This is a genomic window from Mycoplasma sp. 394, assembly GCF_054353895.1.
The window spans coordinates 1-24,517 of sequence record NZ_JBTHHL010000012.1; the positions used below are offsets into that span (position 1 = coordinate 1).

The 24,517-nt window shown below is 27.4% G+C and carries 26 protein-coding genes and 1 tRNA gene; 11 read left to right on the forward strand and 16 right to left on the reverse strand.

Features of this window, described 5'->3' with window-relative positions:
- Nucleotides 1-91: 91 nt before the first annotated feature.
- A complete protein-coding gene (locus ACXYRQ_RS04010; protein WP_458598184.1) occupies nucleotides 92-508 on the forward strand; it encodes a Dps family protein in 417 nt (138 codons plus the stop codon).
- 37 nt (nucleotides 509-545) lie between these two features.
- Here the strand turns inward: ACXYRQ_RS04010 and gap are convergent, their stop codons facing one another.
- The 11 genes from gap to ACXYRQ_RS04065 form a co-directional block, all read right to left on the reverse strand.
- Nucleotides 546-1,541, reverse strand: a complete 996-nt coding sequence (gene gap, locus ACXYRQ_RS04015) for a type I glyceraldehyde-3-phosphate dehydrogenase (protein ID WP_458614888.1) — start codon at nucleotides 1,539-1,541, stop codon at nucleotides 546-548.
- A gap of 331 nt (nucleotides 1,542-1,872) precedes the next feature.
- On the reverse strand, nucleotides 1,873-2,847 hold the full coding sequence (locus ACXYRQ_RS04020; protein ID WP_458614889.1) for a hypothetical protein: 975 nt from the start codon (nucleotides 2,845-2,847) through the stop codon (nucleotides 1,873-1,875).
- A gap of 132 nt (nucleotides 2,848-2,979) precedes the next feature.
- Nucleotides 2,980-4,599, reverse strand: a complete 1,620-nt coding sequence (locus ACXYRQ_RS04025; RefSeq protein ID WP_458614890.1) for a hypothetical protein — start codon at nucleotides 4,597-4,599, stop codon at nucleotides 2,980-2,982.
- A 113-nt stretch (nucleotides 4,600-4,712) separates the two neighbouring features.
- Complete coding sequence (locus ACXYRQ_RS04030; RefSeq protein WP_458614902.1) at nucleotides 4,713-5,285, reverse strand: DEAD/DEAH box helicase family protein; 573 nt, start codon at nucleotides 5,283-5,285, stop codon at nucleotides 4,713-4,715.
- On the reverse strand, nucleotides 5,237-5,425 hold the full coding sequence (locus tag ACXYRQ_RS04035) for a hypothetical protein (RefSeq protein ID WP_458614396.1): 189 nt from the start codon (nucleotides 5,423-5,425) through the stop codon (nucleotides 5,237-5,239). Before ACXYRQ_RS04035 ends, ACXYRQ_RS04030 begins: the two co-directional genes overlap by 49 nt.
- Nucleotides 5,426-5,519: 94 nt before the next feature.
- Nucleotides 5,520-5,648: a hypothetical protein gene (locus ACXYRQ_RS04040; RefSeq protein WP_435129165.1), complete on the reverse strand. Its 129-nt coding sequence runs from the start codon at nucleotides 5,646-5,648 to the stop codon at nucleotides 5,520-5,522.
- Nucleotides 5,649-5,674: 26 nt separating this feature from the next.
- Entirely contained in the window at nucleotides 5,675-6,934 is a 1,260-nt protein-coding gene (locus tag ACXYRQ_RS04045) for a site-specific DNA-methyltransferase (RefSeq protein ID WP_458614891.1), read from the reverse strand.
- Nucleotides 6,900-7,283 carry a hypothetical protein gene (locus ACXYRQ_RS04050; protein ID WP_458614892.1) on the reverse strand — a complete coding sequence of 128 codons (384 nt, stop codon included), beginning with the start codon at nucleotides 7,281-7,283 and terminating at the stop codon, nucleotides 6,900-6,902. Before ACXYRQ_RS04050 ends, ACXYRQ_RS04045 begins: the two co-directional genes overlap by 35 nt.
- Before the next feature lie 55 nt (nucleotides 7,284-7,338).
- Nucleotides 7,339-7,809, reverse strand: a complete 471-nt coding sequence (locus tag ACXYRQ_RS04055) for a hypothetical protein (protein WP_458597925.1) — start codon at nucleotides 7,807-7,809, stop codon at nucleotides 7,339-7,341.
- Nucleotides 7,810-7,909: 100 nt separating this feature from the next.
- On the reverse strand, nucleotides 7,910-8,485 hold the full coding sequence (locus tag ACXYRQ_RS04060; RefSeq protein ID WP_458614893.1) for a hypothetical protein: 576 nt from the start codon (nucleotides 8,483-8,485) through the stop codon (nucleotides 7,910-7,912).
- A 188-nt stretch (nucleotides 8,486-8,673) separates the two neighbouring features.
- Entirely contained in the window at nucleotides 8,674-9,861 is a 1,188-nt protein-coding gene (locus ACXYRQ_RS04065) for a phosphoglycerate kinase (RefSeq protein WP_458614894.1), read from the reverse strand.
- Nucleotides 9,862-10,119: 258 nt separating this feature from the next.
- On the opposite strand from ACXYRQ_RS04065, the gene ACXYRQ_RS04070 reads away from it, so the two are divergent.
- Both ACXYRQ_RS04070 and ACXYRQ_RS04075 read left to right on the forward strand, forming a co-directional pair.
- Nucleotides 10,120-11,931: an HsdM family class I SAM-dependent methyltransferase gene (locus ACXYRQ_RS04070; protein WP_458614895.1), complete on the forward strand. Its 1,812-nt coding sequence runs from the start codon at nucleotides 10,120-10,122 to the stop codon at nucleotides 11,929-11,931.
- Nucleotides 11,931-12,965, forward strand: coding sequence for a restriction endonuclease subunit S (locus tag ACXYRQ_RS04075; protein WP_458614896.1), 1,035 nt, complete (start codon nucleotides 11,931-11,933; stop codon nucleotides 12,963-12,965). Before ACXYRQ_RS04070 ends, ACXYRQ_RS04075 begins: the two co-directional genes overlap by 1 nt.
- Nucleotides 12,966-13,003: 38 nt before the next feature.
- Here the strand turns inward: ACXYRQ_RS04075 and plsY are convergent, their stop codons facing one another.
- Complete coding sequence (plsY, locus tag ACXYRQ_RS04080; RefSeq protein WP_458614897.1) at nucleotides 13,004-13,747, reverse strand: glycerol-3-phosphate 1-O-acyltransferase PlsY; 744 nt, start codon at nucleotides 13,745-13,747, stop codon at nucleotides 13,004-13,006.
- Between the two features lie 62 nt (nucleotides 13,748-13,809).
- Between plsY and def the strand changes: the two genes are divergently transcribed.
- Genes def through ACXYRQ_RS04105 form a run of 5 tightly spaced genes read left to right on the forward strand, consistent with a single transcriptional unit; the run spans nucleotide 13,810 to nucleotide 17,814 of the window.
- The gene (gene def / locus ACXYRQ_RS04085; protein WP_458614898.1) at nucleotides 13,810-14,373 is read left to right on the forward strand and encodes a peptide deformylase; all 564 of its coding nucleotides are present in this window, start codon (nucleotides 13,810-13,812) and stop codon (nucleotides 14,371-14,373) included.
- 8 nt (nucleotides 14,374-14,381) lie between these two features.
- A complete protein-coding gene (locus ACXYRQ_RS04090) occupies nucleotides 14,382-15,581 on the forward strand; it encodes a hypothetical protein (protein WP_458614899.1) in 1,200 nt (399 codons plus the stop codon).
- A 2-nt stretch (nucleotides 15,582-15,583) separates the two neighbouring features.
- Nucleotides 15,584-16,495, forward strand: a complete 912-nt coding sequence (locus tag ACXYRQ_RS04095; RefSeq protein ID WP_458614900.1) for an MSC_0882 family membrane protein — start codon at nucleotides 15,584-15,586, stop codon at nucleotides 16,493-16,495.
- The gene (locus ACXYRQ_RS04100; protein WP_458597905.1) at nucleotides 16,495-17,082 is read left to right on the forward strand and encodes a DJ-1/PfpI family protein; all 588 of its coding nucleotides are present in this window, start codon (nucleotides 16,495-16,497) and stop codon (nucleotides 17,080-17,082) included. The genes ACXYRQ_RS04095 and ACXYRQ_RS04100 overlap by 1 nt, the downstream gene beginning before the upstream one ends.
- A 24-nt stretch (nucleotides 17,083-17,106) precedes the next feature.
- A complete protein-coding gene (locus ACXYRQ_RS04105; RefSeq protein ID WP_458597903.1) occupies nucleotides 17,107-17,814 on the forward strand; it encodes a PQ-loop domain-containing transporter in 708 nt (235 codons plus the stop codon).
- 21 nt (nucleotides 17,815-17,835) lie between these two features.
- On the opposite strand, the gene ACXYRQ_RS04110 is transcribed toward ACXYRQ_RS04105, so the two are convergent.
- Both ACXYRQ_RS04110 and serS read right to left on the reverse strand, forming a co-directional pair.
- Nucleotides 17,836-18,684 (reverse strand): HAD-IIB family hydrolase, encoded by an 849-nt coding sequence (locus ACXYRQ_RS04110; protein ID WP_458597901.1) that lies wholly within the window; start codon nucleotides 18,682-18,684, stop codon nucleotides 17,836-17,838.
- Entirely contained in the window at nucleotides 18,668-19,945 is a 1,278-nt protein-coding gene (gene serS, locus ACXYRQ_RS04115) for a serine--tRNA ligase (protein WP_458614390.1), read from the reverse strand. Before serS ends, ACXYRQ_RS04110 begins: the two co-directional genes overlap by 17 nt.
- Before the next feature lie 174 nt (nucleotides 19,946-20,119).
- Here serS and rpmH point away from each other — a divergent pair, with 174 nt between their 5' ends.
- The 3 genes from rpmH to yidC are packed head-to-tail and all read left to right on the forward strand — an operon-like array spanning nucleotide 20,120 to nucleotide 22,771.
- Nucleotides 20,120-20,266 (forward strand): 50S ribosomal protein L34, encoded by a 147-nt coding sequence (gene rpmH / locus ACXYRQ_RS04120; RefSeq protein WP_004794083.1) that lies wholly within the window; start codon nucleotides 20,120-20,122, stop codon nucleotides 20,264-20,266.
- Between the two features lie 8 nt (nucleotides 20,267-20,274).
- The gene (gene rnpA, locus ACXYRQ_RS04125; protein ID WP_435129202.1) at nucleotides 20,275-20,616 is read left to right on the forward strand and encodes a ribonuclease P protein component; all 342 of its coding nucleotides are present in this window, start codon (nucleotides 20,275-20,277) and stop codon (nucleotides 20,614-20,616) included.
- On the forward strand, nucleotides 20,594-22,771 hold the full coding sequence (yidC, locus tag ACXYRQ_RS04130) for a membrane protein insertase YidC (RefSeq protein WP_458614901.1): 2,178 nt from the start codon (nucleotides 20,594-20,596) through the stop codon (nucleotides 22,769-22,771). The genes rnpA and yidC overlap by 23 nt, the downstream gene beginning before the upstream one ends.
- Nucleotides 22,772-22,798: 27 nt before the next feature.
- On the opposite strand, the gene ACXYRQ_RS04135 is transcribed toward yidC, so the two are convergent.
- Both ACXYRQ_RS04135 and ACXYRQ_RS04140 read right to left on the reverse strand, forming a co-directional pair.
- Entirely contained in the window at nucleotides 22,799-23,794 is a 996-nt protein-coding gene (locus tag ACXYRQ_RS04135) for an NAD(P)H-dependent glycerol-3-phosphate dehydrogenase (protein ID WP_458614392.1), read from the reverse strand.
- 45 nt (nucleotides 23,795-23,839) lie between these two features.
- Nucleotides 23,840-23,914 (reverse strand) — tRNA-Trp (locus ACXYRQ_RS04140).
- Nucleotides 23,915-24,517 lie beyond the last annotated feature (603 nt).

Below are 24,517 nucleotides of genomic sequence, written 5' to 3' on the forward strand. Positions count from 1 at the left end.
TTAATAAAACAAAAAGATTAACAGAATTAATTGTTAATCTTTTTGTCCTACTTTATCATATGAATATGGTAAAATAAATCAAGGAGGAAATATGAATGAAATACAAAAATTAAAAGAAATGCAAGCAAGCTTACAAGTGTTTTATCAAAAAATTAATAACATCCACTGAAACATTAAAGGATTAGAATTCTTTGAAATTCATGCACAAAGTGATAAATTAAAAGATGATGTTTTAAATTTTGTAGATGAGATTGCTGAAAAAGTTGTTATGAAAGGTGAAGTCGCTTTAGGAAGTTATACAGAAGTGCTAGAAGCTTCTAAAATCACTGAATTAACTTCACAAATCTTTGATTATAAACAAGCTCTTAAAGTGCTTGTGAATGATTTAAAAATACTTTTACAACTTGCTGAAAGTTTTGAATGAAGCGCTAGAGTTCAACCTATTTTTGATGAAGTGCTATTATCATTAGATAAATGATTATGACAATTTGATGCGATGTCAAAATAGTATAAAAAATCCGGGGAACCGGATTTTATTATGCTTATTATAAGTTAGCAAAGTAAATAACTGTTCTAACAAGTTGTGATACATATGACATTTCATTGTCATATCATGAGAAGAGTTTATATAAGTTACCTTCTGACGATTCTTTGATTGAAGTTAATTTTGAATCAAATACTGATCCATGTGTTTCTTTAATAATATCAGAAGAAACAATTTCATCGGTTTCATATCTGAAACTTTCTGATTCTGCTGCTTTCATTGCTGCATTAATTTCTTCAACTGTAGGTTGTTTTTCTAATAAAACAGTTAAGTCTACTAATGAACCTGTAATTAATGGTACACGAATTGCTGAACCGTCTAATTTTCCTGCTGCTTCTTTAACTACTAAACCAATTGCTTTTGCTGCTCCTGTTGAAGTAGGAACCATATTTGCTGCTGCTGCACGAGCCCTACGTAAGTCTCTATGTGGAGCATCTTGAAGTCTTTGATCTCCTGTGTATGCATGGATAGTTGTCATAAATCCAGATTTAATACCAAAGTTATCGACTAAAACTTTAACCATAGGTGCTAATGAGTTTGTTGTACATGATGCTGCAGAGATAAGTGTATCATCACTTGTTAATTCATTGTGGTTTACATTAAATACAATAGTTTTAACATCTTTTTCTGATGGTGCAGAAACAACAACTTTTTTAGCACCTGCTTTTAAGTGTTTTGAAGCACCATCTCTTTTAGTAAAGAATCCAGTTGATTCAATAACTACATCAATTCCAAGTTCACCTCATGGAAGATTTTCAGGATCTCTTTCTGCGAATACTTTAATTTCTTTCCCATCGACAACGATAGCACCATCTTTAGCTACTACTTCAACACCTAATTTACCAAATGCTGTATCGTATTTTAATAAGTGTGCTAGGGTTTTTGAATCTGTAAGATCGTTAACTGCAACAACTTCTAAGTTTGAATTTTGTTCTAATAATCTACGGAAAAATAATCTACCAATTCTTCCGAATCCGTTAATTGCTACTTTTTTCATATTTTACCTTTCTGTTAATTAAAATGTATATCTTGCATATTATAAACTTTTTTTAAAATAAAAAATATAAATATATAGATATGATGGATTGATGAGGATGGTGGGAAATAGTTGTTATTGTTGCCATTTTATTATATTTAGATAATTTAGATAACTTGTTAAATTCTCTTACAAATATTTTTTATAAAAGTGAGTTGAATTTCGAAGAATTAGATTATAATTTTATCTTATATTCAATTTATTATTGAATTTATATACAACTTTTTATATTCTTTATTTAAATAATTTTGTGTGTATGAAAGTAAAATAATTACGACAACAAGTAATATGATTATTCATAAATTTGTAAAATATATTGGTGTTTCTTTAGGTACATGAAACTATTGATACTTCAATTTGGGTAACTTTCTCGGTGCCAATTTGAAAAGGCACTAATATTCATTAGTAGATTTAAATTAAACGGAGATAATACTAATACAAAAAGAATCATTAATACCACTAATAAAAAGAAAGATTTAAGTTTTTTTGTTAATTCAGATTTATTTATTATTGTAATTTTAACAAATAAAAATATGCTAATAAGAAATGCAGTTATAATAAAAACATAATTTAATACATTAATTCAATATTTCACCACATACACATCATCATATAAATAAAGAGAAGAAAGAAAAGTATCAATTAATAAATTAATAATTAAAATTACTAAATTCAATGTTACAAAAAATAATGCAGATATATTTAACGATTTAATGACTTTTAAATTAGATGTTTCTTTCTTGTCATTTGAAATTATATTAGAAACCAATGCACTTTCTATCTTAGGTTGTTGTAAAACTTTTTCCTCTTTTATAATTTCTTGTGTTTGTGCTTTCACTTTTGCTGGTTTTAATTTAACCATTGATATACCTAATAAAACTGTAATAGCAACCTGAATAAGCAATCCGATAATTGATATACCTGGTAATCAAGACACAGGTTGTGCAATAAGAATCAAAGCAAAATTTGATATAGCAAAAGCTCTTGTTTTTGCTATTGTTTCATCTTTTTTAGCATCTTGCAATGTAATTGCAAAAATTGATATCAACATTGCTATAACTGATAAATATATAAAGATGTTCATAATTGTAAATACTGCATATGGTATACTGCTTGTAAAGACATATTCAGGGTTATATGAAAGTCTACCATATGCATTTACTGGTGTATAAATTAAAATAGTTGTTATTAATCAAAATAACATAGTTACTGAACTTAACACCAAAGTTGATAAGTTCATTTTAAACAGGGTTAATTTTCTTGACATAGTTCCTTTCTTTCTTAATGATAGAACAAAAAAAAAAAAAACAGAAAGCCAAAAATGTGGGCAATTTTCTGTTTATTTGTGAAATAAAATTTGTATATTTTCATATTCTAATGAAAAAGAGATAAAAATACATTATGCAGATTGATTATTATGTTGTGTATTATTCACAACATCTTGTTCATTTGAATCAGCAGATCATTCTAAAAGTGTGTCTAAAACTATCGGAATACCTTTTGGATCTTTTGATTCATTAAGTTTTTTATTTAATGAATAAATATCACTGTAACCTTTGAAATAAATAGGATTCTTAGGATCTGTTGATACATAAGCAATAATTAAACTAAAGTGCTTATTGTTTTCTTTAGTCTTTTGTTTTTGGTATGCTTCTACATATTCTTTATAAGCATTTTTGATGTATTCTGTTTTTGCTGGAGCATTTGTTGTGCTGTTATTTTGATTTAATGCTTTTACTTCAATATGTATTTCATGATTGTTGTATTTAATGATAAAATCAACAAAAGATGTTCTTAGTTCCTGATCTGCGATGTATTCAAAACCAATTCCTTTAAAAGGAATGTTTTTAGTAAACATAATTTCTACATTATTTTTATCATCAGATTTTGCTTTAGAGTGTTTATTATCTCAAGCATTTAACTTCTCGATAAAAATTTTCTCAGGTACTGAATCATAAACAAGTTCTAATTTATTTGAATCCTTTTGATTTGGATCAAGTTTTTCTTTTTTATATGCATAATTATTATTAAAAATCTCTTGGGTTCGCTCTTCTTGTAAGATTTGGATGCGCTCTTTTAATGTTAATTTGTCATCAACAGTAAAAACTAAGTTATTTTGTTCATTTTTTTGTTTCTTTAAACTTTTCTTTAAATTAACAAAAACTGGTAATTTAATTTGAATAAATAGATATCACAGCATTGTGTGATTGATTTGCTGATTAAGTTTATTTTCAGTAAAGAAATTATTGATGTGTTTTTTAATGTTTTCATTTAAATAATCTTTATGTTTTTTGAGTTCTTTTAGGTTAAAAATTTCAATTTCAATTAAATTTTTAACCTTATATGTAACAAAGTGTCCATCACCATAATCTCTTTTTTCAGCTACAATAAATTTATTTTGCTTAAATTCATTTAGTATATTTTGATATTCTTTTGTAAAATCATCAACTAAAAACTTATTTATCTCATCGATAGCTTGTTTTTGATATTCATTTTCATCAACTTCATTTCATTTAACAAAGTTTTCTATATGCCCAGAGATAAAGGTTTTGTTTTTATATTTATCCTTAAGAACAAGTTTTTGGTATTGTTGATCTTTAATGTCTACATTACTATAAATATAGTATTCTAATGCAGCACTGTTTGCTGGTAAGTTGTCAACAGGAACAGGATTTCTTTTAATTCTTCCTAATGTTTGTGTATTTAGTGTCCCTGAATACACATTACGCAGTTGCACTAACATACAAGCTCTAGGAATATTCCATCCTGTTGCGGGTCCAATTTTGAAAATGATAACATCAACTGGTGAATTATTTCTAGAGATATCAAAAAGTGTATCACCACCTGCTAATCTAATATTAGAATCTATTACAGTAAAACAATCAGATTTAGTGTTATCAAAATATTTAACTCATTTTAAGTTATTTTCTTCTAATACTTTGATAATCATATCGATGTTTTGATTAAATTTTGCACTTTTTTCTTTGTCTTTGCTATCGTTATTAACTTGAATTAGCATCGCTGCATTGATTCCGATGAGGTGGGGTTGATTGATGTTATCATTGTATTTTTGTTTGATTTCTTTAAACTTTTCACAAGCTTTTCTTAAAATGATTTCATCATCTAAAACATCTAAACACTAATGTTGACATTATAGTTCTTTTTAGTTTTTAAAAGTTGTATATTATCATTTTGTAAACTTTGATGTTCAAGTTCCACTAAGTTTTCACCACTCTTAGGTGAAGCACTCATTTTTACCACAAATGCGGCAGCTGATTGCATTTTGGCTTCATAATTCTTTTCTTCTTCAGATTCGCGGATTTTAATGTCTGCATCTCCTCCGTGGTGTGCTTCATCGCGGATGTAGATAAGTTTGTATTTATTGTTTCTAATTTGATCTAAAAACTTATCTACTGCTCCGTAGATGGTATAAAGACTTTTGGCTGTAAATGATGAACTACCAGCAATAAAAACATTGTTTTCTTCAGCAAAAAACTCAAATGTTTGTTCGGTCTTCTTAGTTTTTGCTTTAGCAGAAGGGGATTCAAGTCGTTTGATTACCAAGTCTTTGTTTTTGATGTATTGTTTGTAATTATTAAAACTCTTTTCAAGTTGTTGAGGTAAACAAGCAGTTGAGAGAGTATTTATATAAAATACTAATTTTTCTTCAGGGTTATCTTTTGATCACTCAACAAGATGATCGATAAATTTAAAATCATAAAAGTTTTACCAGAACCTGTTGGTGCTTTAAAAATTTGATAATCAACTGTATTGCTTTCTAAACTTGAAATAGCATAAGAAGTTAGTTCGCTAACAACTTCTGTTTGTGAATTAGTTAGTTCCATTATTCTCCTTTAATTTTCTTTGGATTTTGTAATTTGTTGATATTCTTCTTCATTTAAAGGGATAATTTATTATCTTGTATTAACAAATATTCAGTTAGCTTACCATTTTTTCTAAATTAGAATATTCATATGCTAATCAAAACATTTCACTATCGATTCCGTTAGTTAATAATTCTTTATCTAAAATATTTTTTAGTTCGGTTGTTTTGTATGCTTTAATCATTTTTGACTCCTTGTATTGTTTATGCTTTATCTTTCTTGTGGATTTAAAGAAAGTAAATCATTTAATAAATTCTTTATATGATTTTGATTATTTATATCTAAATTAGGTATACCAAAATCTTTTAGTAATTGTATAAGTTTTTTAATTATGTTATCTGTCTCATCCTTAGTATCAGGTGAAACATCCATATATTCAATGTCGTAGACATTTAAATTCGTTTTATAAGGTTTGTTTTTGTTGATTCATTCAAAAGTTTGATTATCTGTAGAATTACCTTTGTTTATTCTATACAAACGTTCATAATTAACATTTTTTGCTATATTGTTTTGATTATTAGTTACAAGTGTATATGTTCTATTACCACCATCTTCTCTGTTTAAATCTAAAACAGCATGACCTGTGGTTCCGGAACCAGCAAAGAAGTCAAGAATGCGAGAATTGCCGTCTTTTTCAACAAGTTTTATTAAATGTTTTATTAACCTTACAGGTTTAGGTGTATCAAAAGCATTTTTATATAAAATTTCATTAATTTCGTTTTTTGATTCGTGAGTATGTCCCACCACTTCATAGTTCAGTATAGTTTTTGAAATAAGATCTGAAACTTCGTGCAAGTATCTTTTTAATGTTGGTCTTTTATTTTCATCATCAGGTAAAACAATTCTGTTTTCTTTTATGAGTTCATATATTTTTTCTTTATTAAATATTCAGCCTGAATTTTCAGGACACTTATAAGTTTTATTATTTCAGTAGATATCAAATTTATTTTTTGAGTTTTTAGTTAAATCTGTTAGTTTATAAAATCCTTTTTCGTCTTTATCTTTGTAACGTGAATTAATTTTTTCATTTCTTTTTAATCTATTAAATTTTTTTAACTCTTCTTTATTCTTAGCATAACTTAAAATATAATCGTGATTAACGGAAACAAACTTATTATTATTCTTTGGTGAATAATTTTTTTCTCAAATAAAATTAGCAATAAAATTTTCTTCACCAAAAATATCGTCCATTAAAACTTTTAAATAAGCTTGTTCACTATCATCAATAGAAACAAAAATGACTTCATCTTCTTTAATAAGTTTCTTTGCTAATCTTAATCTTTCATTTATTAGATTTAATCATCCATTTCTAGAGAATTTGTCTCTGTACGCAAATTTTCCGTTATCAATATTTTCTTTGTCGTTTGCAATTCCGTTCCCATCTTCATAAGAACTTTCAGTGTTATAAGGAGGATCGATATAAATTACATCGTAATTATATGTAAGTCCCGCTCTCTCTCTCTCTCTCAATTACTATTAAATTCTTTAAAGCATCATAGTTTTCGCCAATGATCAAACAATTATCTGTTGATTTAGAATCTTTAAATTTAAAAGATAATTTTTCGTTCTTTTTAAGCAAAGCAATGCTTTGGTTGTTGCTCTCGGGAGCAACATCGAAACGAAACCCGATTTTTATTCTTTGAGCGATAAATTGAAAAATGTATTCTAATTCATTATCATTAAATCTTTTGATTATCTGCGCTGCCCATCTTTTTTGATCTGTGTTTAATTCCTTAGAAGAAATTCTATCTATTTCCTTTAAATATTTTTCTTGCAACTGTGTTAAAGTTTCATCAGATGTATTTATTTCTTTGTTCATAATTCTCCTTATAAAATATATGTAAATATTTTACTACATATTGATTGGTAATTGTTTAATAAATAACATTTCTATTACTTTCTATTTTTACCTTTACAAATATTACAACTAATAACACTGTTATTACAACATGAATTGCTAAGGAAAAAGTGCTTATCACAGGAACCCAAGCAAAAGGAAAGGCTAGTATTATTAAAGAAAATATACTTATACAAAGTCTTAAAATTGATTTACTTATTATTTGGTTTTTAAATAACTTCATTGATATTACAAGCATTATAATAATCATTATTGTTATACTGATATATATTAATGATGCAAGAATTTCTGGTAGACTAAAAATGATAATAGCATAGAAATTTGAAGAAATCAGCAAAGATGAAAAATTAAACTCTATTGATCCTTTATATGGTACAAAATTCCATGATAATGTGAAATAAGATGTAAATGCTCACAATGCCATACATACTAAACTTAAAACAAATGATGCAATTGCTAAATGAAATAATAATTTTCTTTGTTTCATATATTCCTAACTTTACATATTATAAATGAATATATGTAAATATAATAACACTAGGATTTAATCCTAGTGTTATATTTAAATGGTATTATTGGAAATTTTATTAATCTTTCTTTTGAATGAATTTATCAAAATTAACACTATTCTTGGAATATGAATTATTACTATCAAATTGTGTGTTATTAGCATAGCCGGAAAATCTGTTGTCCGAATAACTATATTGTTCGAATTTTGTATTTATTGAACTTTTATTATTCTTCAATCTTGCAATAGATATCGCTAATAAAACAGTAATAACAATTTGGATAATTAATCCAATTAACGATACAACAGGTATTCACGAAACAAGCTGAGCACCAAGAATTAAAGCAAAATTTGAAATAGCAAAGTTTTTAGTTCTTGCTATGGCTTCATCCCTTTCGCTTTCTTGTAAGGTTATTGCAAAAATAGATATCAACAAACTAATAATTGTTAAATATACAAATAAATTTAATATCGTAAATATAGTATATGTTATAGATGGACCAAGTAAAGTAATCCAATTAAATCCAGTTCAACCATAGTTTATAATTAATAATAACACTGATGCAGTTGTTATAATCCAAAATAGCATTGTAATTGAGGTTAATATTAAGGTAGCAAGGTTTAATCTAAATAATAATCTTGTTTTTTCTGTCATTTTTCCTTCTTGTTTGATTTTTAATTTAACTTTATATATTATAAAGCAAAAAAAAAAAAAAAAAAAACAGAAACCACAAAAAATTTGTGGATTTTTATTTATTTATAGAATATGAATTTAATATTTTCACATTATTAAGAATATATAAAAAATCGTTTATACATAGATGTATAAACGAAACAAAATTTCTATTTTTTATCTTGGATAGCAGTAACTCCAGGTAGTTCAAGTCCTTGCAATAATTCTAAACTTGCTCCACCACCAGTTGATACATGTGAGAATTTATCTGACATTCCAAGTTTTTCAACAGCAGCTACTGAATCACCACCACCTACAACTGAGTAGCAATCTTTTAGTTCTGCTATTGCTTTACATACGGTAAATGTCCCATTACGGAAGTTTTCAAATTCAGCAACACCAACAGGGCCGTTTCATACAACAGTCTTCGCTCCCTGAAGAGTTTGTTTAACTAATTCTAAAGATTTAGGACCGATATCTAATCCCATATATCCATCTTTGATTCCCCCAGCATGGAATTCTGGTGTAACATCTTTAAATTCCTTCGCAACTGCATGATCAACAGGTAAAACAACTTTATCTTTGTATTTAACTAAGAAATCCTTAGCAAGAGCAACAAAATCGTTTTCTACTAATGATTCACCAATTGCATAACCAGTAGCCTTTAAAAATGTATATGCCATACCGCCAGCAATAACCATTTTGTCAACTCTTTGAATTAAGTTTTCAAGAACTTGGATTTTATCTGATACTTTAGCTCCACCTATAATAGCAACAAATGGATGTTCTGGATTGTTCAATACTTTTTTAAGGGATGTTACTTCTTTTTCCATTAAATATCCTAAAGCAGATTCGCTCATATTTTTAGATATTCCAACATTTGATGCATGTGATCTATGTGCAGTTCCGAATGCATCATTAATGAATACATCTCCTAATGATGCTCAGTATTTACCAAGATCTGGATTGTTTTTGCTTTCTGCTTTATCATTTAAATCTTCAAAACGGGTGTTTTCAACCATCAAAACATCACCTGGTTTCATTTGATTAATAGCTTTTTCTAATACTTCACCTTTGGTATAAGGGACAAAGATAACGCCTTTGTTTAATAAACGAGATAATTCAGCAGATACTGGTCTAAGTGATTTTTCTCTTAATTCATCTTTTGACTTAATTCTTCCGAGGTGAGAGAATAATATGGTTTTACCACCATCGCTGATAATTTTTTGAATAGTAGGTAGTGCTGCTGTAATTCTTTTAGTAGAATAAATAATACTGTCTTTTAATGGAACATTAAAATCCACTCTAACTAAGACTTTTTTGTCTTTTAAAACAACATCATTGATTGTTTTTTTCATATATACTCCTATATCTAAGTTATTATTTATTTAATTATAATAAAATTCTGTTGTAATTGAAAAAATAACAAAAAGAATTTCAAAATTTTATTAAATTATAAAATCTTATTTAAGGACTAACGACAAAATGGTAGAATTATAATATCTTATAAAAAAAGATTATTTTATTTACCTTTTTGTATCAATAAAGAAAATAGATAATCTTTATTATATACTTGATTATAATTTTAAAAGTTAATAATTGTTAGGAGTTTTAATATGGATATTAAAAAAATAGAAAGAAATGATTTAATTAATAATATAGGAAAAGAACAATATACAACAAACACCGAGGCTGGTGAATTTTCTTATATTTCTATTGTTGATAAGGATTCAAAAGAATTCAAGGAAATTAAGAGCAAGATAAAGAGATCTAATGGTGCCTACATTGTCGATTTAAGATTTGAACATATTGAAAATATTTCATTAATTATCGAAACAAAATTAAGAAAATTTAAGAAAAAGGATTATGAACAATTAGAAGAATATTATGCATTAGAAAGAATTTATAGACCAAATAATAATGTTATAGCAGTTTTATTTAATTTACAAAATCCAGAATCTGCTTTTGTAAAGGTTTATGATAAAAAGAATAATAAAGAAACTACATTTAATAAATTTGATTATAATAAAAAAATATATGAATATATTAGTGATTTTTCAAAGAAAAAGAATAATAAAAACGAAATAATTAAAAACACAATCGAATTAAATGATTTAATGCATAAATATAATATTAAAGAGAGTATAAGAGCACAATTTATCGGGTCCGCTTTAATGGCGCTAAATTCAGAAAATTTTGATTTAGAAAGTGAAATTAAAAGGTCTAATAATACTGAAATTCTTCTAAGACATTTTAAAGAGATAATAGAACAAAAATTAAAAGATAATAAAAATAAGACAGAGAAGATTAATATTTTATCCAAAATATTAGATGAACAAGACTTAACAAGTTTAGATTTTCAACACTTGCAAAATATTTTGAATAAAGTAAATGACGGTATTATCCCTTTTATAAATGAAAATACAAATACAGGCGAAGATTTATTAAATTTATTTTTTACTACATTTAATAAATATGTACAAAAAGAGGATAAGAATCAAGCTTTTACACCATCACATATCACCGACTTTATGGCTGAAGTAATAGGGATAGATGAAAATTCTATCGTTTTAGATCCTACTTGTGGTTCTGGTTCATTTTTGGTTCAAGCAATGGTTAAAATGCTAAAAAATGTTAAAGATCCAACAAAAAGAGATTATATAAAACAAAACCAATTACACGGAATTGAAATAGAGGAAAAAGCATTTGGGTTAGCTTCTACAAATATGTTGATTCATAAAGATGGAAAATCTAATATTGTCCTTGATAGTTGTTTTAATCTAGGAAAAGAAATACAGCAAATGAATATAACACATATTCTTATGAACCCTCCGTTTAACGGAAAAAGAATGCCAAAAGAATGCCCTGTTCAAAAAAATAATGGTATGGATGCAACAAAAGGTTTATATTTTGTTAATTTTGTTGCAGAGCATATTGAAACAAAAGGTGCATTACTTGCTACTATCTTACCTTTACAAGCAGCTATAGGTTCTGGAAATACTATTAAAGAATATAAGAAAAAAATGTTAGAAAAACATACACTTAAAGCAGTTTTTAGTTTACCTAATGATATTTTTCATCCAGGGGCATCTGCATCATCATGTATTATGGTCTTTGAACTAAACAAAAAACATAATCCAAAAATAGCTACTTTTTTTGGATACTATAAAGATGACGGATTTATTAAGAAAAAGAATATGGGAAGAATTGAGAAAAAAGACTGAACATTAATAAAAAAGAAATGATTAGATGTTTATAAAAATGATCAAGAAATTGATGGGTTTTCAGTATTGGAAAATGTTGATTATAATGATGAATGACTTGCAGAAGCATATATGAAAACTGATTATTCCAGTTTAAAAGAAGAAGATTTTGTAAAAACAATAAGGGAATTCGTTAGTTTTAAAATTAAGGAGGATATTAAATAATGGAATTAAATATAAATGAATGGAAATGATTTAAAATAAAAGAAATTAAAATTCTACAAAAACCTAAAATTAAAAAAATATCAAAAATTCCTGAAGATGAAGGAAAAGTTGCTTTTATAAGTTCAACTCAATTTAATTGTGGTGTTAGTAATTTTGTTGATGTTGCAGAAAAAAGTATTGAAATAAGAAGATGTTTAACAATTTCTACAAATGGAAGAAATTTTGATTCTTTTGTTCATGGAAATTATAAAAAAGCATTTTCAAGTGATGTCGAAATATTTCTTTTAGATAAATTATCTGAAAATATAGGTTTATTTCTTGCTACAATCTTAAGAAAAGAACAATTTAAATATTCATATGGTAGAAAAGCAAAAAACGGAAAGATAGATAATACATTTATAAAACTTCCAGCAAAACTAGACGGAACACCTGATTGAGATTTTATGGAAAACTATATAAAATGACTTAAAGAAAAACAAAATAAAGAATCTATTTCTTTACAAACAATAGAAAATACTGCACATTTATCTAAAGCAACTAATAAGTTAAAATTAAATATAAGTGAATGAAGAGAATATAAATTAAAGGATTTGTTTAATTTTGTGAAAGGGAAATGTAGTAATTCTACTGAATTCGAAGAAGGAACCGAAACTTTTTATATAGGTGCTAAAAAAGAAAATCATGGTGTGATGCAAAATATTGTATCCGAACCAACATTAATTTCAAAAGGAAATTGTATTTCATTTGTTTGTCAGGGTGAAGGAAGTAATGGTTATCAATTTTATATGCCTGTTGATGCGATACATACTACTTCGAATACCTTAGGGTATAGCAAACAGCTTAATAAATATAATGCATTATTTATTACTACTGTCTTAGATAAAGAAAGATTTAAATGATCTTTTGGTAGAGGAAGGAAATTGGATCTTTTAAAAAATACTATCATCAAACTACCATCAAAACCAGATGGAACACCCGACTGGGATTTTATGGAAGAATATATTAAGTCCTTACCATATAGCAAATACATATAAAAACTTTCTTATCTATCATATAGATTACGAAAGTTTTTTTACTTAGTGTTATGTTTCTTAAAAGAAACTTTGCGCTCAGTTTTATTATGAATTCTTAAAAAGTTATCATAATGAGCATATATAACAAATAATAATGCAACAAAATAAATAATATAAACTATAAAGAATAAAGAATCACTAGTAGCATTTAAGGTTCCTAAAATACCAGTTGAAATCCAAGGGATTAGTGCAAAAAAACCTGTGATGCTTGCTGATAATACACTACCTAATGAAACATATTTTCATATATAAATTACTAAAAAATATAATATTACAAATATAGGAAGTAAAATAATATTTATTGATGTTGCTAAACCTAAAATTGTAGCAACCCCTTTTCCACCGCGAAAACCAAAGAAAATAGGTCAAATATGACCGATTACTGTTCCTAAACCAGCAAACGAAGGAAAGATGTATAAAGTTTCTTTTATATAACTTACATCTGCAAAATTACTTTGATGACCTAATCTAAAAGTGATATCATGATTTATAGCATAGGTTATCCCATATGCAATTGCAACAATTGCTAAGGTTTTTAATCCATCGATTCATAAAATAATTTGAGCCGCTTTTTTACCCAAAACCCTTTTTGCATTTGTTGAACCTGCATTACCCGAGTGATAATCGCGAACATCGACTTTATAGAATTTTTTACCAATAATAATTGTTGTGTTTAACGAACCAACAAGATAACCTAAAATAAAAAAGACTATATTTGTTAAGATACTTAAAAATGCTACCATTATTCCCTTTCATAGCAATATAAATATTTTCAAATAATTATAAATAATTATATAATATAAAAATGAAAGAAAAAAAACAATTTGAGATAAATATAGTGCAACTTCCAGATCCTATTTTGCATAAAAAATCACATAATGTTCCGATCCCATTAACAGATGAGGATATTAAACTTGCCGAATCAATGATTTATCATATTGATGATAGCCAAAGTCCGGATACTAAATTCCGTCCTGGAGTAGGTGTAGCAGCAGTACAATATGGGATATTAAAAAATGTTTTTTATGTACATGTAAAAGATGGTGAAGAAAAAACAGTATTTAAGGATGTGTTGTTTAATCCTAAGGCACTGGTAAAAAGTGATAAAAAAATTGCTATAGAATCAGGTGAAGGTTGCTTAAGTGTTGATGAAAGTATTCCAAATCAAGATGGATTAGTACATCGGAGCAACAAAGTTGTTGTAGAAGCATATAGTTATTTTGAGCGAAAGCAATTAAGATATGAAGTATCAGGTTATTTAGCAATTGTTTTTCAACACGAACTAGATCATCTTAATGGAATGCTATTTATTGATCGAATTGATAAGAAACAACCACACAAAAAGAAGAATAAAGCAATATATATTTAAAGGATAAGATGCTGCAAACAAATTTAATTTTACATTTTCAAGAACAAAATAATGCAAAGGAACAAATCCCTGATTTTTTAAGAAAAATATCAGATGCGTTAAAATCAATCGATGGTAGTGTATGAATCCCAGTTATGGTTGCTGCTCTAATTATTATTTCATTTGGTTTTGGTTTTTTATATAACTGAAAATATATTCCTGTTAAAATAACTGCGATTATTTTATCGATAATTGCTTCTATAGTTAGTGTAACGGTTGCTACAAAAAAAATAGATGATTCAGATATTCGCAGATTTATTCCACTGCTTGCTACTCTTGTTGCATTGATAACATATTGAGTTGTTAGGTTCTTAGGAGTTGTTATTATCTTCTTTATTCATATTTTTTATTCGCGTAAAAAATATAAAGTAATTAAACAAGAAAAACCAAAAAAACATTTTTTAATTCGTTTTTTAGCAGGCGGATTAGGAAATATGATAGTTGGGATACCAGGAACCTTATTATTTGCTAATGTGCTTTCTTTATCTACTCCTGAAAATTCATCAGTATCTAAAGCATCGAGATTTTCCGTTTCTTTGATGACCGGTGGAAAAGGAGAAAGTTACGGTGGTTTAGTTCCAAAAATTATTAATATCTTAGACCTTGCATCAGAATTTAGCAGCCAAGGAGATATTCAAAAAATCTTAGAAAAAGCACCAAATCAAATTACACCAAAAGATCAAGAGAAAATTAAAGAAGTTGCAAATAAATTAGTTCCAATTATAAATGATGAAAGACTTAGAAAAACATTTTTGAATAAGGCTAGAGAAAATAATTCACTTGATTTTCTAACCAAAAATTTTGATAAAAAGTTAACTGATGATATCATAAAAGCAGTTAAGACTAAACAGGTTGAATATAATATAGCAAATGATCAAAAGAAAAAAGAAATTGCTACAAACTATATAACAAACGAAGAGAATTTAAAAAATATTTATGAACAATATGTTTCACCTAATTTAGATAAAGCAGCCCAGACACAACTAGCATTTGCTCAAAAGATAATTGATAAAATAAATTCGGATGCCAAAAAAGATTTAAATGCATTTATCTCAAGTGCATATGAAAAAGTTGATCCAAATAGTAGCAATAAATTTGATGTTAGAAAAACAGTAGATGCACTAACTAACTTTATCGCAACATATGATTTTTCTAAAAATAAAGGTTAATTATGTTTAAACCTAAAAATAATTCCGATGAATTAGTTGCTAAAACTGTACAACTTCAAATGGATTCGAAAAGTGAAATTAAAGAAGAAGTTAAATATCGTGATCCAAAAGGTTTGCTAAATCCAGCAACTCAGAAAATCATAAAAAAAGAAATTTTTATTCGTAGAATTAGTGCAATTTTTTGAGGTGTTATTTGGGGTTTATCTGTCTTGGCAATTATTTTGGTTGTTGTTTTGAAATCTTTAGATGATCCTTATTCCGGGATTGCTTTATATGTAGTATTTTCATTTTTATTTTTATTATCAGCTTTTTTAACTATAAAAGGATTGATAAGGATTTCAGGTTGAAAAAAGACTGAAAATAGTTTTCGACAATCATATGCAAATGGTGATGCAGCTTCAAGCAGCATGTTTGTTGAAACATTTAAAAATTTATCCTTAAAAGCCTTACGCATAAAGTGAATTTATTTCTTTTTTACAACTTATTTTGTCTTATTTAATTTAATTATCTTTGGTTTATGGTCAGCAAAAACATTAGAAATAGGCACACCACCTTCACAAGCATCAGGAATTCATACTAATTTTTATCTTGCTATAAACTTCCAAGAAGCTTTGGATAAAGCTTTTGGAAGTGTAAAAACTATGTTAATTATTGACTTGGTTGTGCAACTAGGATTAACAGGTTTATTAATAGCAGTACTTTTATATGATAAAAAACGCATTCAAGATATTGATTTGCAACTTGGAAGCGATGATGCAACAGCGAAATTAAAAGAATTAATTCAAAATCGCAAGAAATTTGAAAATAAAGCATGATTAATTTTGTATATTATCATTTTTATCTTAGTTGTTTTAATTCCGCTTGCTTGAATGTTATACTTAGTATATCGCAAGATGATTAGGAGAAAAAAATAATGAATTTATTAGTTTTTATTGAAGATAATTTTAATGATATTGAACTTGTGACTCCGTTATCAATTTGAAAAAAGTCCAATATGTTTGATAAAATAACTTTTTATCACAAGTTTTTAACTCAGGCAAGCGGACAATTTGGTTTTACTAAAATTGAAAATATAGACAAAACCATAGATTTAGATGAATATGATTTTGTTTTTATTCCAGGTGGACGTGGAGCACAAGCTCTTAGAGAAAACAAGGATGCATTAGATAAAATACAAGAATGAATTAATAAAGATAAAAATATGGCGGCTATTTGTGATGCACCTAATGTTTTAGCAGAACATCAAATAATTAAAAAGAAAGATTTCACTGGATACCCATCGCAATGAAGTCAGAAATTTCGAAAAGGTATTAATTATCATGATGAAAGTATCGTAATTGATAAGAATATTATTTCAGGTAAATCTGCATTTGCTGCTGAAAAACTTGCATATAAAGTGTTGCAGGTGCTGTTTGGAGACGATGTAGCAATTAATACATACCAACAAATTTCAGGTAACAGTGATACAGAAAAAATATTAGAAATTTTAAACACACATTAGTGTGTTTTATTATATAATAGCACTATGAATCCATTAGAAATATCAATTCATACATTTAGTTGAATTGCAGCCATAGTGGTTGCATCGCTAGGTGTCCCGCAACTAATTAACCAAATCAAAACCCGTAAAACCGGAAATGTAAACTTCTTTTCATTTTGAGTCTTTCAGATTGGAATTTTACTTTGATTGATATGATCATCGCTTGGAAATAAAAAATTATTAAGCACTTTTGTAGCCAATACAGTCGGGGTATTTTTATACGGAACTATGATTATCTTACTTTATAAATATAAAGATGAGTTTGATAGTCGTATAAAATATTTTGGAATGGGTGCAATAGTAATTACTTGAATTATTGCTCTTATCTTTATTGCCCTAAAAATAACAAATTCATTTAAAACTCCTGTTTATTTATGAGATCCAAAAACCGAATCAGTTATGGGATTTATTTTCCCTGCTTTTACAACCTTAGCATTTATCCCACAGATGATTTTCTCAATTAAAACAAATTCATGAGAAGGAGTTTCACCGTATATGTTTTTAGTTTATGAATTAAATAATACTGTATGAATTATTTTCTGAGCTTTAAACATCTCTAATCCAGCAACTGCTATGCATAAATATGCATTTGTTGGGGGTATTGTGTGACAAATTATTTCATTTATTTTATTTGGTATTCAATTTATCTTTAGTTTTATGGATTATCAAAGAAGAAAAAAGCTAGCAGAATAAAAACAAGGAAGTACCTTGTTTTTATTCTGCTAAAAATGAAGTAATAAATTCACCAATTGTTGCACTGTTATGGTCATTAATGATGTGTGTTGCAACATCTTTCAAATCTGCTGTAGCATTACCCATAGCTATTCCTAAAGAAGCATGTTTCGTCATATCAATATCATTTCCACTATCACCAAAGGTGACAAGGTTTTTAGTTGTAAGATTTAGTAAATTAAGCAAATATTCTAATCCGATTAACTTGGAGGTGTTAATCGGATTTACATCTGTATATATTGAGTTGGTAAGATATATATTGCATTCAAAATCTTTAAGCAATTTCTTAGTCAAATCCGTAATCTCCTTAGCGCTTTTAAGTGGATTACGCAGTGCTATTTGTACAATTTGGACATCTTTATTTTCAATAACTTCTTGCATTTTTTCGATGCTGATTTGATTTATGATGTTCATATCCATTATATTTGCATCTGTAATTCAGTGAGGTTTTTGATTATTAGGTAATGCGGTAGCATTGTAATTATGTGTATCAACAGTTATGATAAGTTGATGCTTGCTAGCAATATCTCTCATTATATAAAAGATATCTTTATCTAAACTATTTAAAATATAGGCTTTTTGATTTTTTATATCATATACAGCAGTTCCGTTAGAACAAACTAAATAATCAATATGATCAACTGCTTTTGAATCTAAAAGAGGTAATGTCTTAGTGATTCCGCGCCCTGTAGCAATTACATTTATGTGACCGTGTTCTTTTGATTTTTTAAGTGCCTTGATTGTATCAATGTGTGCTTTATTATTGCTTTGTAGTAAGGTTCCATCTAAATCAAAAGCAAATACATAAGGTTTTTTAACTCTGTTTTTCAATCTTTTCTACTCCACTCATATAAGGGATTAAAACTTTTGGAACCGAAACACTCCCATCAGGATTTTGGTATTGTTCTAAAATAGCAGCAATAAGACGGTCTACAGCGACACCAGAACCATTGATTGTATGAGCATAATTTGTTTTACCATCATTATCTTTATAACGAATCATCGCACGTCGAGCTTGAAAATCACCAAAATAACTTATGCTAGATACTTCTCTAAATCTTTGTTCTGATGGCAGTCAAAGTTCTAAATCAATTGTGGTTTTTGCTGAAAAACCTAAATCACCAGTGCATAAGCGAACTTTTTGATAAGGAATTTCGAGTTTTTCTAGTACATCTGCTGCATCTAAAACGGTTTGATTATATTCATTTCAAGCAGATTCAGCATTAACGACTTTAACTAATTCAATTTTCTTAAATTGATGTTGTCTTATGATTCCTTTGGCGTCCTTTCCAGAACTACCTGCTTCAGATCGAAAACATTCAGTATATGCTGTCGCCTTAAAAGGTTTGTCAAGATTAATTATTTCATTATTATAAATATTAGTTAATGTAACTTCAGCAGTAGGGATTAGATATTCGTTAACACCCTCAATTTTGTATAAATCTTCTTGGAATTTTGGTAACTGTCCTGTTCCATATAACGCAGTTTCTTTAACAATCACTGGTGTGTTAAACTCTGTATATCCTTTGGATAAGTGTAAATCAAGCATAAAATTAATTAATGCACGAACTAACTTTGCTCCTTGATTTTTATAAATAACATATCTTGAACCAGATAACTTAACTGCTCTTTCAATATCGATGATATCTAAATTTTTCGCAATTTCATAGTGTGGCAACACATCTGAAACAAGTCCTCTACCAAGGTTTTCAAATTTCTCAATAACTACATTATCATTTTCATCTCTACCTACAGGGACATCATTCGTAGGTAAATTAGGGATTTGTAGCAGCATATTTGTAATTTTTGCGATAAGTTCATTACTTTGTTCGTCTAATAAACTTTGGTGTTGTTTAATTTTTTGAATCTCTTTTTTAATTTGAGCAAGTTTCTCGGGGTTGTTTTTATATAAACCAAATTCCTTAGAAATTGCTGCTAATTTACTTTTAGCACTTTGTGCTTCATACATAATATGCCCGCGTTTTTTTGCTAAAGTTAAAAAAGCATCTAAAAAATGCATATCAAATCTACGATTTTTTAGGTGTTTTTTAACTTCATTTTCATTACTAATTATATATTTTATATCTAACATAAAACCTCATACATTCATGTAAATTATACACTGTTAATTGATTTTAATAATATGATAAATACCATTTTTACTGCTATATTATAGTTGTTTTTGTTATTTAATAAGCTACTTTGATAAAAAAAAATTTGTTATATAATTTATTCACGCTTATTATATATTTATAAAGGAGGACGAATGAGCAAACGTACATATCAACCAAATAAACGTAAACATGCCAAAGTTCATGGTTTTAGAGCTAGAATGAAAACAGCAAATGGAAGAAAAGTTTTAGCAGCAAGAAGAGCTAAAGGTAGAAAAAGATTAACAGTTTCAGATAAATAATAATTTGTATGAAAAAACAATATCGACTAAGAAAAAACTGAGATTTTCAAAGAATAATTGACAATAATAAATATGTCTCTAATAAATATTTAGTTATCTATTATGCAGAAAGTTCTTCATTTCATGCAGGTATTACAGTACCAAAGAAATTTGAAAATGCAGTCGGTCGTAATTATAATAAAAGACAACTTAAAGCAATTATTCATGAAATTAAGATTTATGATTTAAATTATGATTTTGTGTTAATTGTTCGCAAAGATTTTATTGCAAATGATTATGCAACTAAAAAGCAGTCAATTGCTAAACTCTTTGAGAAATTTAGGAAAAATGAAAAAAATAAATCATTTTAATTATTTCAACCAAGAAGGTAAGGAACAACAAAAAAAACAAGATACACTAAAGAAAGTTTGAAAATGAATTAAGATTGTTTTATATACTTTGTTATTTGGTTTAACAGTAACAGGTTGCGTGCAATCATTCGTTCTTAAAAATTCATCGAGTGTAGGAAATAGTATTGAATTTTACTCAAGCAAGGATGAAGTTTCCCCACGTGTAAATACTTTTGTTGTAAAAGACACAAAAGAACAAAAGATAAACATCAAAGATAATGACAACAAAGATGTTACAAAAGATGGAAAAATACAAACCGTTCCTTATGAACTTGCAACTCTTTCTATAAATCCTGATATAAACACTCTAGTAAACAATCCAGATATTCTTGAAAAACTAAAAAAACAAACATCTGATTCTTGATCAAAAGATGATACATACACTGTTAAAGAACCGCAAAAGGATGGAAGTATTAAAGAAGCACATAAAGAATATCCTAAACCTGAATATGGAGAAATAAAAAAATATTATACAACTTTTGCTATCGATGATCCGAAAGTGATAAAAAACTTAGGATATGATTATGATGATAAAAATAAAAACGTTGTTGCAAATCCTGATAAAAATAATATTAGTTTAATAGCAAAAAACAGAAGATTCTTATTTCAAGCAAGTAACTCAACTAGATATAAATATACTAATGATATTACTAATATATACCTATTGACTTTTGCATCAAAAAAAGATGAGCAACTTGTTCAGGTAATTACACATCCAGAAACAAAGGATTCTAAAAAACAAATACCTACTGTTGAAAATGGAAATTATATTTTAGTAGGGTTATCAGGTTTACAATCCGTTCCAAAATATACAGGTTTACTAACAGAAAATACTATTAATTTAGCATTTGCTCGTGATGTTCTCCAAACCTTATACAATTTTTCATTTGGTCCAAACAGTACATTTATCGCAAATTTTAATAAATATGCTGTTTTACCAGAAAACAAACAAAAAGACAAGGATGTTTTGAAAGATTACCAGTCATTTAGTGATTATTTAGAATTCTTAGCAAAAAAATTACAAGGACAAAGTAATCCAAGAATACCAATTTCACAAGCAGAAAAATTCTATATTGATGTTTATCAAGCAACAATGACTCAATATCTTACACAATTAGGTTTTTTACATGCTGATGATTTTAAAAGTTTTAATAAAGATACAGGGAAAAGTACTGTTTTTACAGAACCTACTGCAGCTACTAAGTATAACCCTGAGCAAAATATTTTATATGATTTAGGACAACGTCAGAATAAAGATAATAAATCAGAAAAAAGAAGAGATATTGATATACCTTTTAAAGGTGTTTATCCAAGTCAAGCAATAACTAATTGAGGTGAAGCTTGAGCATATGGTCCATTTTACGGATTTATAGTATATCCACTTTCTGCAATTACACAAGGAATAAGCAAAGGTATTCCTGATTTAAAAGGTTGAGGATCTATCATTGTTATCATTTTAGCTTTAATTATTACTCGTTTAACTATGTTTGGTATCACCTTTAGATCTAAAATGATGCAAAGTGTTCAAGATAGTCTTCGTCCTAAAAAAGCAGCAATTGAAGCAAAATATGTTGGTTTTGAAAAAAACAAAGCAATGAAAATGAAGAAAAACCAAGAAATTCAAGCATTATATTCTAAATATAATATAAGTCCACTTGACCAATTTGGTAGCATCTTATTAACTATACCGGTTTTCCTTGCGATGTGGCGTGTAATTCAAGCAATTCCACAAATAAAACAAACTACTTGATTAGGATTAAATTTTGCTTCTGTTTCATGAACTAAGATTTTAAGTGGAGAATTCATATATTCTTGAATTCTGATTCTAACAATTGCTATTCAAGTGTTATCACAGTTGCTTCCAAAACTATTGAATCGCAAGGGTGTTAAGCAAAGAAATACCATAGCAGAAGCACAAGCATTAAAGAAATCAGAACGTACCCAAAAGATTATGGTGATTGTATTTGCTGTAATTACAGTCCTATTTTCGGTAGGTGTGCAAGTCTACTGATTATTTGGTGGATTATGACAAATTGGAGAAGTTCTTCTTCTCCATCGTTTAAAAAAGACAACTTGATATAAACAAAAATATGAAAGTCGTCTTAAAAAATCATAAATTAAACACCAGAAATATCTGGTGTTTTTAATTAACAAGAAAATCAGTTAATAATATAGGTTCTTTTTTGTTAAAGAGAATATCAATAATACTTTGAAATAATTTGGTTTCAATTTGCTTTTCTTTAAGCATTTTAGCAAGTATTTTAGCAGTTTGATATCCTTCGATAGTTTTTGAATTATTTTCAAGTGCTTTGCTGATACCAAATTCGGAAATTTGATTACCGAACATATAATTACGGCTCTTAGAAGAATTACAGGTTAAGAAAACATCACCAATACCAGCAAAATCAAATCCCATTTTAACATCATCATTTCCTGAGATAACCTTATATATATCTAATATTTCATTCACCCCGATTGTTATAATCGCAGCAACAGTATTGTTGCTATTAGTGTGGTTTGATAAAATTCCCAAACCGATAGCTAAAACATTTTTCAAAGCACTGAATAACTCGCTTCCAAGGACATTTTTTTGATGACGAAGTTGAAAATACCGATTATTAAAATAACTCATAATTTCTTGACAATAATCACTGTTAGTTCCTAAGATGTTAATAATAGTTACTTCCTTTTGAAATACTTCAATAGCAAACGAAGGCCCTACTAAAGAAACTAAGTTCTTAAGATTTCTCTTAAAACGATGTTGGATAAAGTCACTAAAAAACATTTCTGAAACACTTTCAATTCCTTTTGACAGATTAATGATATTTACTTTACGGTTTTTTAAACTATGATGCATTTGTTTTAAAATCCCTTTTAAAGTGTTAGCTGGAACTGCTAAAACAATATTTTCACTGTTTAATACTACTTCATCAAAATCAAGTGTCGCTTTAATCTTATCTGGTGCATAAAAAGGTAAAGATCAAAAATATTTTTGATTATACCCGTTATTAATATCATCCACTTCGACTTTATCAATACCATACATAATAACATTATGTCCATTTTCTGAAAGAACATTTGCTAAAGCACTACCCCAAGCACCCGTTCCGATAAAACCAAATTTGTATAATTTCTTCATATGTTTATTATACAAGTTTTGCAATAATTTCAAGATATAAAAAAATGGCAGGAGTAGCAGGATTCGAACCCACAACACACGGGGTTGAAGCCCGATGTTCTACCGTTGAACTATACTCCTAATATTTCATTATTATACCATAAATAAGCAAAATATAAATTAGTTATTTTAGATTTTTCTTCTATATTTATTCTAATTGATATAATAAAATAAAGAAATTTGAATCTTTATAAAAGAGGTTGTTATATGTCGTTTTCAAATAAAGATAAGAGTAAACATGGTCATAATGCTCAGAAGAGCATAATTGATTTGTTAAATTTTTGTAAAAATAATAATTATATAATGAGTTTTCGTGTAAATTATATAATCGGTAAAGAAGGTTATACTAATAACGAACAGTTTTATGCACCGTTTCTTATAAAATTTTTTGATGACAAAGAATGGATAATATTTTCTACAACTTCAATGAGAAGTGATAGAATAAAGGGTTAACAATGAGATGCATTTAATATAAAAGAAATAAATAAACAAGTTGAAAAAGCATTTTTAATATATTCAGATGATGTGGATGAGAATGAAAGTTTTCTCTTTGCTCGTCAAAACAACAAATATATTCTCAATGAAGAGGTCACAGCTATTAACGAAATATTGAATCAAAGCAATCTTTACCTGCATTTCCCACTTAAGTGGGATTTTTTATTTGATTATTTAACTCTCTTATAT